The sequence below is a fragment of the Parvibaculum sp. genome (assembly GCF_035511255.1).
In the GTDB taxonomy this organism is placed as follows: domain Bacteria; phylum Pseudomonadota; class Alphaproteobacteria; order Parvibaculales; family Parvibaculaceae; genus Parvibaculum.
In genome coordinates this window covers 1-8,684 of sequence record NZ_DATKFR010000366.1, presented here as the reverse complement: position 1 = coordinate 8,684, position 8,684 = coordinate 1, and the positions used below count along the sequence as shown (strand labels likewise).

6 protein-coding genes are annotated in these 8,684 nt (G+C 65.9%); 5 read left to right on the top strand and 1 reads right to left on the bottom strand.

The features are described from left to right. Together VMR03_RS14030 and VMR03_RS14025 are read left to right on the top strand one after the other, a co-directional pair. On the top strand, nucleotides 1-388 hold a 388-nt coding region (locus VMR03_RS14030), incomplete at its 5' end, for a DUF805 domain-containing protein (protein WP_325406254.1). A gap of 67 nt (nucleotides 389-455) precedes the next feature. Further along, a complete protein-coding gene (locus VMR03_RS14025) occupies nucleotides 456-1,337 on the top strand; it encodes a DMT family transporter (RefSeq protein WP_325406252.1) in 882 nt (293 codons plus the stop codon). A gap of 137 nt (nucleotides 1,338-1,474) precedes the next feature. On the opposite strand, the gene VMR03_RS14020 is transcribed toward VMR03_RS14025, so the two are convergent. Then, nucleotides 1,475-4,927: a glycosyltransferase gene (locus VMR03_RS14020; protein WP_325406250.1), complete on the bottom strand. Its 3,453-nt coding sequence runs from the start codon at nucleotides 4,925-4,927 to the stop codon at nucleotides 1,475-1,477. 224 nt (nucleotides 4,928-5,151) lie between these two features. On the opposite strand from VMR03_RS14020, the gene uvrB reads away from it, so the two are divergent. From uvrB to VMR03_RS14005, 3 genes are all read left to right on the top strand, one after another. Continuing rightward, complete coding sequence (uvrB, locus tag VMR03_RS14015) at nucleotides 5,152-7,488, top strand: excinuclease ABC subunit UvrB (protein WP_325406248.1); 2,337 nt, start codon at nucleotides 5,152-5,154, stop codon at nucleotides 7,486-7,488. Nucleotides 7,489-7,610: 122 nt separating this feature from the next. Further along, on the top strand, nucleotides 7,611-8,108 hold the full coding sequence (locus tag VMR03_RS14010) for a GFA family protein (RefSeq protein ID WP_325406246.1): 498 nt from the start codon (nucleotides 7,611-7,613) through the stop codon (nucleotides 8,106-8,108). A 108-nt stretch (nucleotides 8,109-8,216) separates the two neighbouring features. After that, nucleotides 8,217-8,684: a hypothetical protein gene (locus tag VMR03_RS14005; RefSeq protein WP_325406244.1), complete on the top strand. Its 468-nt coding sequence runs from the start codon at nucleotides 8,217-8,219 to the stop codon at nucleotides 8,682-8,684.

Genomic DNA, 8,684 nt, shown 5'->3' with positions numbered 1-8,684 from the left:
GGGCATGAGGTTCGGCTGGCTCAATCTCGTCAACCTCGTCCTGCTCTGGCCGTCGATCGCCGTCGGCGTCAAGCGGCTGCACGATCGCAACTACAGCGGCTGGTTCTTTCTGGTGCTGTTCGTGCCGCTGCTGCAGCTCTGGCCGATCGTCGTGATGGCCTTCCTGCGCGGCACCGAGGGCGAAAACCGCTTCGGCCCCGATCCGCTGGCCGGGCGTCCGGCCGAGAGCTGGAAGAGCTGGGCGATCTTCGCGGGCTTTCTCGTCGTCCTCAGCCTGCAAGGCTCGCTCGCCTTCAACATGGTCATGTACATGAAGGACCGCATGCCGCCGATGCAGGCGCCGCAAATGCCGGCGCCCGACGGCGGCCTTCGTTCGAATCCCGTCTGAGCGGGGGCTGGCGCGGCCATGAGGGGCGAGGCATAGTCGCCGCCCCGCCCTCGCCCGAACCCGCTCCATGACCCGCCTCCGCGCCGATCTTCTGCTGCTCCTCGCCTCGCTCATCTGGGGCGCGGCCTTTGTCGGGCAGGCGACCGCCATGGCGCATATGGGGCCGCTCACCTTCATCGGCGCGCGCTTCGCGCTGGCGACGCTGGCGCTCGCGCCCTTCGCCCTCGTCGAGGCGCGGGGCGCGCCCGCGCCGCTGCCGCTCCGGCGGCTTCCCATCCTTGTCGGCATCGGCGCCGTCTTCTTCCTCGGCGCGGCGCTGCAACAGGTGGCGCTCGTCACCACCAGCGTCACCCATGCGGGCTTCCTCACCGTGCTCTATGTCGTGATGGTGCCGGCGATCGGCGCGGTCTTCCTGCGCCACAAGCTGCCCGCCGCGATCTGGCCGGCGGCGGCGCTCTCCGTCGCCGGCACCTTCCTCCTCGGCGGCGCACAACTCGGCGGGCTCAATACCGGCGACTGGCTCGTCATCGGGGGCGCGGTCTTCTGGTCGATGCAGATTCTCGGCCTCGGCGCCGTCGCCTTCCGGCTGCGCCGCCCCGTCACCATCACCATGATCCAGTTCGCGGTTGCCGCGCTGCTCGGCCTCGCCGGCGGCTTTCTCTTCGAAAGCCCGAGCCTCGGCGCGATGCGAGCCGCCTGGATCGAGATCGCCTATACGGGCTTCGTCTCCGGCGGCCTCGCCTTTACGCTGCAGACCATCGCCCAGGCGCATACGCCGCCCGCCGACAGCGCCATCCTGCTCTCGATGGAAAGCCTCTTCGCCGCGCTCTTCGGCGCGATGCTGCTCGGCGAACGCCTGACGCCCCTCGGCTGGACCGGCGGCGCGATGGTGCTCGCCGCCGCGATCCTCGTGCAGGTGCTGCCGCTGATGAAGCTCCGGCGGGGGTGAGTGGCCCCTACCCCACCCGTCTGGATCGCTTGCGCGATCCATCCATCCTCCCCTCAAGGGGAGGGAAAGAAAGACTTCGCCCACGACATCCCTCCCCTTCAGGGGAGGGTCGGCGCGTGCAGCGCGTCGGGGTGGGGTCACCCCGCCCGCTTCTTCCCCAGCGCCACCGTGCCCATGCGTTCGAGCTTGCCCCAGCCGACGAAGGGGCCGCGGATCGCGGTCATCAGTGAGCGGACGACCACGTAGTACATGAGCTGGCGGTAGCCGAAGCGCTGCGGGACGAGCCACCACAAGAGGCTCCATTGCTCGCGCCGCTCCATCAGGAAGCCGAAGATCGCGGCGGCGAGATCGACCGCCACGAAAATCACATAGTAGATGCCGACGAGCTTCAGGTCGCCGTTCTGGAATTCCGCGCCGTGCTCGGACCAGGCGATCCACTGGCTGACGAGCTGCCAGACCAGCAGAAGATCGGCGAGCGGCGCGATCGCCGTCAGCGCAATCTGGAACAGCCAGACCTGCGGCAGCGCGATCATCCCCAGCGCGCCGTAGCGCGGGCGGAACGTCAGTTTACGGTATTTCCAAAGACATTGCAGCGTGCCGTAGGACCAACGAAAACGCTGCTTCGACAAGCCGCCAAAGGTCGCCGGCGCTTCCGTCCAGGCCAGCGCGGAACTGTCGAAGAGAACGCGCCAGCCCGCGCTTTGCAGATGGATCGTGAGATCCTGGTCTTCCGCCAGCGTGTCGGCCGGAAAGCCGCCCGCCTCGATCAGCGCCGCGCGCCGCCATGCGCCGACCGCGCCCGGCACCACCGTCAGCACGCCGAGCGCGGCGAGCGCCCGGCGTTCGAGGTTTTGCGCCGCGATATACTCGAGCGCCTGCCAGCGCGTGACCATGTTGATGCGGTTGCCGACTTTTGCGTTGCCCGCGACGGCGCCCACCGTCGGGTCGGCGAACCAACGCACGAGGCGCGGGATCGTGTCGCGCTCGAACTGGGTGTCGGCGTCCAGCGCGACCACCACCTCGCCCGTCGCCTTGGCGATGCCGATATTGAGCGCGTTGGCTTTGCCGCCATTCGGGATCGAGACGATCTCGACGCGCGGATTGCCGCTGAAGTTCTCAGTGAGGACCGCGAGCGTGCGGTCTTTCGAGCCGTCGTCGACGACGATGACCTCGATGTCGGCGTGGTCACCGGCGAGAATGCCCGTCACCGTCGAGACGATGACGTTCTCCTCGTTGTAACAGGGAATGATGACCGAGACGCGCGCCGTCGATTGCGCGAGCGGCGGTTCGGGCGTCCGCCGTTCCATGCGGCGGCGCCAGAGGCTCATCGCGACGAGAAACAGAAGCCGGCCGATACCGAGCCAGATCGCGACGATGAAGCACCAGTAGAGTGCATGTCCGGCCGCGCTCAACGTCAGGAAAACCGCCCGATCCGTCAGCAGGCTGACCGTCAGCGGCAGCTTCGGCATCGCCTCGTCGCGGGTCAGCGGCACCAGCGCCGAGACCGGCACGAAATCGTAGCCCTCGGCGCGCAGCCGGTCGATGATGATCGGCAGCGCCTCGACGGTCTGCGCGCGGTCGCCGCCGGCGTCGTGCAGCAGCACGATGTTGCGCGGAAAGTCCGGCGTCGCCGCCCTCACCTGCGCGAGCGTCTCGTCGATGATCTTCTGCGTGCCCGGCTGCATCCAGTCGAGCGGATCGACATGGAGCCCCACCGTCAGGTAGCCCATGTCTTGCGCGATCTTCACCGGCACGATCTCGTCATAGTCGGTGGGCTCCGCGTCGCCGAGATAGGGCGGCCGGAAGAGCCTGAGCGAGCGGCCCGTCAGCGCCTCGAAGAGCCGCTGCGTCGCGTTGAGTTCGAGCGTCACCGCCTGGTCCGAAGTCACCGCGAGATTGGGATGGGTAAAGGTGTGGCTTCCCACCTCGTGGCCTTCCGCAAGCTCGCGCTGGACGAGGCCGGGATTGGCTTCCGCGTTCGCGCCGATGTCGAAGAAGGTCGCCGAAACGTGCTTCTCCTTCAGGATGTCGAGGATCTTCGGCGTCCATTCCGGATCGGGCCCGTCGTCGAAGGTCAGCGCGAGCTTCTTCGGCGAGGCCGCGCCGAACTGCTTGATGACATAGGTCGTCGGCAGCTTCGTATAGGTTTCGTCGGCGATATCGCCGGTCTTCGGGTCGATCTCGAAGTCGCGCGCGCCTGTCGTCGGCTCCGCCGAGACGCTCAGGAATTCGCCGCGTCCCTCGAAGTCGATGTCGTCGATGATCGGGATCGTGCCCATGGCCGCGGGCGCCGTCGCGTCATAGGGCCTGCCCATGACGTTCCAGATCGTCGGGTCCTCGCCGCCGAGGCGCCATATCGCATAACCCGCCGGCTGGTAGGGATCGGCGGCGTGGATTTCGTTATAGGCGGTCACGCCGTCGAGAAACCAGACGTCGTGGCGGATGTTATCGTCCTCGATATAGGAAAAATGCGGATTGTTGCTCGCGTCGTCGAAGTCGATCGAGGCGCCGGAATCATGCGCGGCGATCACCGCGTCCTCGAAGGAAAGGTTCTCGACCTCGCCGCCGTTCCAGTCATAGGCATAGGCGCCGAGCGCGACGATGGTGGCCGAAGGGTCGAGCGTCTTCATGCGCCGATCGAGCACGTCCTCGAACCAGCTCTGGCCCGCGATCGCGCCCGCCGTGCCCGAACTCCAGTGTTCGTCGTAGAGCATCAGGATCGTGTAATCGACGCGCTTGGCCATGTCCGCGAAGGGCCATGTGTCGTCGCCGACCGGCGTCGCGATGGCGACGATCCAGCCATGCGACGAGAAGGCGTCGTGCAATTCGCCGAGAAAGAGTTTCAGATTGCCGCGTGCCGGGACCGGCAGATCCTCGAAGTCGACGACGATGCCCTGCAGCCTGTTCTGACCGACGAAATCGGCGACACCCGCGACCAGCGCCCGCCGGCGCGCGGGATCGGCGAGGAGCTTCGCGAGGCCCGGTCCGTTCCACTTGCCGCCTTCCGCGTTCTGCAACGTCGGCAGGATGGCGGTGCCGGGCTTCGTCTCGCGAATATAATCGTTCACATGCCGGTCGAAAGCCGAGCCGAGCGTCATGTCCGGCCCGCGCAGATTGAGCCAGGTCGGGATCACCCAGTCGAGCTTCGGCAGCGCGCGCTGCAGGGAGGCGAAGTTGGTGCTGCCCCAGGTCGGATAGAAGGCGATCGACAGCGGCCGTCCATCCTGCGGCTCCAGGATCGCCGCCATGTTGGCGCTGCGGGCACGTTCCAGCCTGTGCTGCTTCTCGCGGGCAAGCTTCTCGCGCCGTCCGCGGGCCTCCGCCGACAGACGCGCCGCCGACCGCAACAGTCCGGGCGATTTCGCCTTTTTCTCGAGTTCGGCGCTCGTCGATTTCGCCGGTGCCACGGCGCTCAACTGGCCAGGCAGCTTCAGTGCGGCAAAACGCGGCACCGCGACGAGGCTTGCGAGGAAGGCGATGCCGATCAGCGTGCTCAGCACCGCCGCGGTCCAGCCGATGATCGACATCTGGGTGGCGCGCCGGCCCGTCGCGTCGAAAAAGATCGGCTTGTTGGGTTTTCTCTGATTCATGGTTTCTCGGCCTCCGCCGGCATCCGCTCGGACCGAACCGGGGCGTTCGGCGACACTCGTTGCATGGACGACCCCTGTCCGTCACCTGAAGGATAGGTAATGGGAGCCGGGCGGGGATAAGTCGGGCCTCCGTCTGAAAGACTACTGCCATTTGCTGACAGGACGCCGCCGAAGTTGCTCCAATGGCTCTGGCGAAACCCGGATTCGCCCTTATATTCAGGGCCATGGCACGCAAATCCTTCAAATCCTTCGGGCGCGGCTCGGAAAAGCAGCTTCCGTCGAGCGCCATGGCCGGCCTTGCCGAGGCGCCGGGCGCTTCCTTCATTCCCGCCGACCGCGAGGCGCTGGCCCAGGCCGACCGCGACTCATGGGCGGGCGCGCTCCAGGGCGACCCCGAACACTGGCCGCTTTTCGAGCCGCACCGGCCGGAACGGCCCGAAAAGTCCGAAGGCGGGCAGCGCTTCAAGCTGGTTTCGGAATATGAGCCGGCCGGCGACCAGCCGACCGCCATCGCCGATCTCGTCGCGGGCGTCGAAGCGGCCGAGCGCGACCAGGTGCTGCTTGGCGTCACCGGTTCGGGCAAGACCTATACGATGGCGCAGGTGATCGCGCGGACGCAGCGCCCCGCCCTCATCCTCGCGCCGAACAAGACGCTCGCCGCTCAGCTCTATGGCGAGTTCAAGAGCTTCTTTCCGGAGAACGCGGTCGAGTATTTCGTTTCCTATTACGACTACTACCAGCCGGAAGCCTATGTTCCGCGCACCGATACCTATATCGAGAAGGAAAGCTCGATCAACGAGCAGATCGACCGCATGCGCCACGCCGCGACGCGCTCGCTGCTCGAACGCGACGACGTCATCATTGTGGCGTCCGTTTCCTGCATCTACGGCATCGGATCGGTCGAGACCTATTCGGCCATGACCTTCTCGATCAAGCTCGGCGAGCGGCTCGATCGCCGCCAGCTTCTCGCCGATCTCGTCGCGCTTCAGTACAAGCGCAACGACGCGGCCTTCGGGCGCGGCACCTTCCGCGTGCGCGGCGATACGGTCGAGGTTTTTCCGGCGCACTACGAAGACCGCGCATGGCGCATCACCATGTTCGGCGACGAGATCGAGGAGCTTGCCGAGTTCGATCCGCTGACCGGACAGAAGACCGACAAGTTCGAATCGATCAAGCTCTATGCGAATTCGCATTATGTGACGCCGCGCCCCGCGCTCAGCCAGGCGATCGAAGAGATCAAGAGGGACCTGCAGGTCCGGCTTCAGGAGCTGAAGGGACAGGGCAAGCTTCTCGAGGCGCAACGCCTCGAACAACGCACGGCCTTCGACATCGAGATGATGGAGGCGACGGGAAGCTGCGCCGGCATCGAAAACTATTCGCGCTATCTCACCGGCCGCAAGCCCGGCGAACCGCCGCCGACGTTGTTCGAATATCTGCCCGACAACGCGCTGGTCTTCGCCGACGAGAGCCACGTCACCGTGCCGCAGATCGGCGGCATGTTCCGCGGCGACTACCGGCGCAAGTCGGTTCTCGCCGAATATGGCTTCCGCCTGCCCTCCTGCGTCGACAACCGGCCGATGCGGTTCGAGGAATGGAACGCGATGCGGCCGCAATCGGTCTATGTCTCGGCGACGCCGGGACCGTGGGAGATGGAGCAGACAGGCGGCGTCTTCACCGAACAGGTGATCCGTCCGACCGGCCTCATCGATCCGCCGACGATCATCCGACCCGTCGCAAGCCAGGTCGACGATCTCATCGCCGAATGCCACGAGGTGGCGGCGAAGGGGAGCCGCGTGCTCGTCACCACGCTGACGAAGCGCATGGCCGAAGACCTCACCGAATATATGCACGAACAGGGTATCCGCGTGCGCTACATGCATTCGGACATCGACACGCTGGAGCGCATCGAGATTCTGCGCGACCTCCGCCTCGGCGCCTTCGACGTGCTGATCGGCATCAACCTGCTGCGCGAGGGCCTCGACATTCCCGAATGCGCGCTGGTCGCCATTCTCGACGCCGACAAGGAAGGCTTCCTGCGTTCGGAGACGTCATTGATCCAGACCATCGGCCGCGCCGCGCGCAATGTCGACGGCCGCGTGATCCTCTATGCCGACAAGATTACCGGCTCGATGGAGCGCGCCATCGCGGAGACGAACCGCCGCCGCGAAAAGCAGAAGGCCTACAATCTCGAACACAACATCACGCCGGAGAGTATCCGCCGCAACATCGGCGACATTCTCGAAAGCGTCTATGAGCGCGATCATGTGCGCGTCGATACGGGCGAGGCGGACGAAGCCTATATCGGCCACAACCTCCGCGCCCATATCGCCGATCTCGAAAAGCGCATGAAGGAAGCCGCCGCCGATCTCGAATTCGAAACGGCGGCAAGGCTGCGCGACGAGATCAAGCGGCTGGAAGCGACCGAACTCGCGGTCGCCGACGATCCGCTGGCGCGGCAATCGGCGATCGAGGAAAGGGTCGCCGGCGCGATGCCGGTCAAGGGGCGCTCGACGTCGGGCAAGCCGGGCACGCGCGGCAATAAGTTTCGCAAGAAGCGGTAAGCGCGCGATACTACACTCCGCTGTCATCCCGGCTTTATGCCGGGATCCCGGGGCGTCGAATTCCGAGTGTGCGACCCCTGGATCCCGGGATAAGCCCGGGATGACAAATTTGGGGGCGGACGATGGACAAGCCGAAACGAAAGACGCTCGCGAAACCCCAATGGGTCGAGGGGCGGTGCCTGTGCAGCGCGGTTGCACTCGAAATCCAGTATCCCGCCCGATGGGCCTTTCACGATCACGGGCGCGCGGCCCGCATCGCCCATGGCGCAGCCTATGCGACCTATGTCGGCTCGTGGCGCAAGCGTTTCCGCGTCACGGAAGGCGAGGACGCACTCTCTCAATATGAAGATCCGCAAACGAAGGTGACCCGCAGCTTCTGTACCCGCTGCGGCACGCCGCTTTTTTACGAAACGGCCCGCTCGCCGCACATGGTCAACATTCCGCGTGCGCTCTTTGCCTCCCGCGTGGGCCGCGAACCGCGCTACCACCTGCGCATCTCGGAACTGCAGGATTGGACCTATGCCGGCGAAAAGCTCGGTCCGCTGAAGGGCTTCCCGGGCGTGGTCTGGGAGCGCCCCCATCGCGCGAAAAAGCGCCCGCCGCCGGAGGGGATGTTCTGAAATGCCCGGCTTTCGCCACATTCCGGCGTCAACTTGAGACAGCTCCGGCGGAACGGTGGATCACGCTGCCCGTTATGGACGCAAGACCAGTTCGACAGGAGGCCCCTCATGCGCATCAAAGCCGCCATGCTCAAAAGCATCGCAAGTTTCGGATGCGTCGCGACCCTGCTTCTCACATCCGCCGCCTTTGCCGGCGAGCCGCAGAAGATCGATCCCTATACGGGCGATCCGATCATTCCCGAGCAGCAGACGCAGCAAGGCGGGCAGATCGAAACCCGCGAGGTCGGCCGCTATCCCGAGCCCGCGCAAACCGCCACGACACAAACGACGACGCGGACGACCGCGACCGGTCCGGCCGTCCATGAGCAGCCGAAGAGCGTCGCCGAAGGCGGCCGCACGATCGGCAAGGATGCGGGCTACGCGGCAAAGAAGGTCGGCTCGACCACGAAAGAGGTCACGACCACCATCGGCCACACCGCCCGCGACACGACCAAGGCCATCGGCCACGGCACCCGCGACTTCTTCCACGGCATCGGCGACGGATTGCGCGAGGGCTGGAACGACGTGAAGGAGTAG

Coding starts and splice junctions, on each gene's coding strand:
- VMR03_RS14005 (WP_325406244.1), top strand. CDS start 8,217: ATGCGCATCAAAGCCGCCATGCTCAAAAGCATCGCAAGTTTCGGATGC.
- VMR03_RS14010 (WP_325406246.1), top strand. CDS start 7,611: ATGGACAAGCCGAAACGAAAGACGCTCGCGAAACCCCAATGGGTCGAG.
- VMR03_RS14025 (WP_325406252.1), top strand. CDS start 456: ATGACCCGCCTCCGCGCCGATCTTCTGCTGCTCCTCGCCTCGCTCATC.
- uvrB (WP_325406248.1), top strand. CDS start 5,152: ATGGCACGCAAATCCTTCAAATCCTTCGGGCGCGGCTCGGAAAAGCAG.
- VMR03_RS14020 (WP_325406250.1), bottom strand. CDS start 4,927: ATGAATCAGAGAAAACCCAACAAGCCGATCTTTTTCGACGCGACGGGC.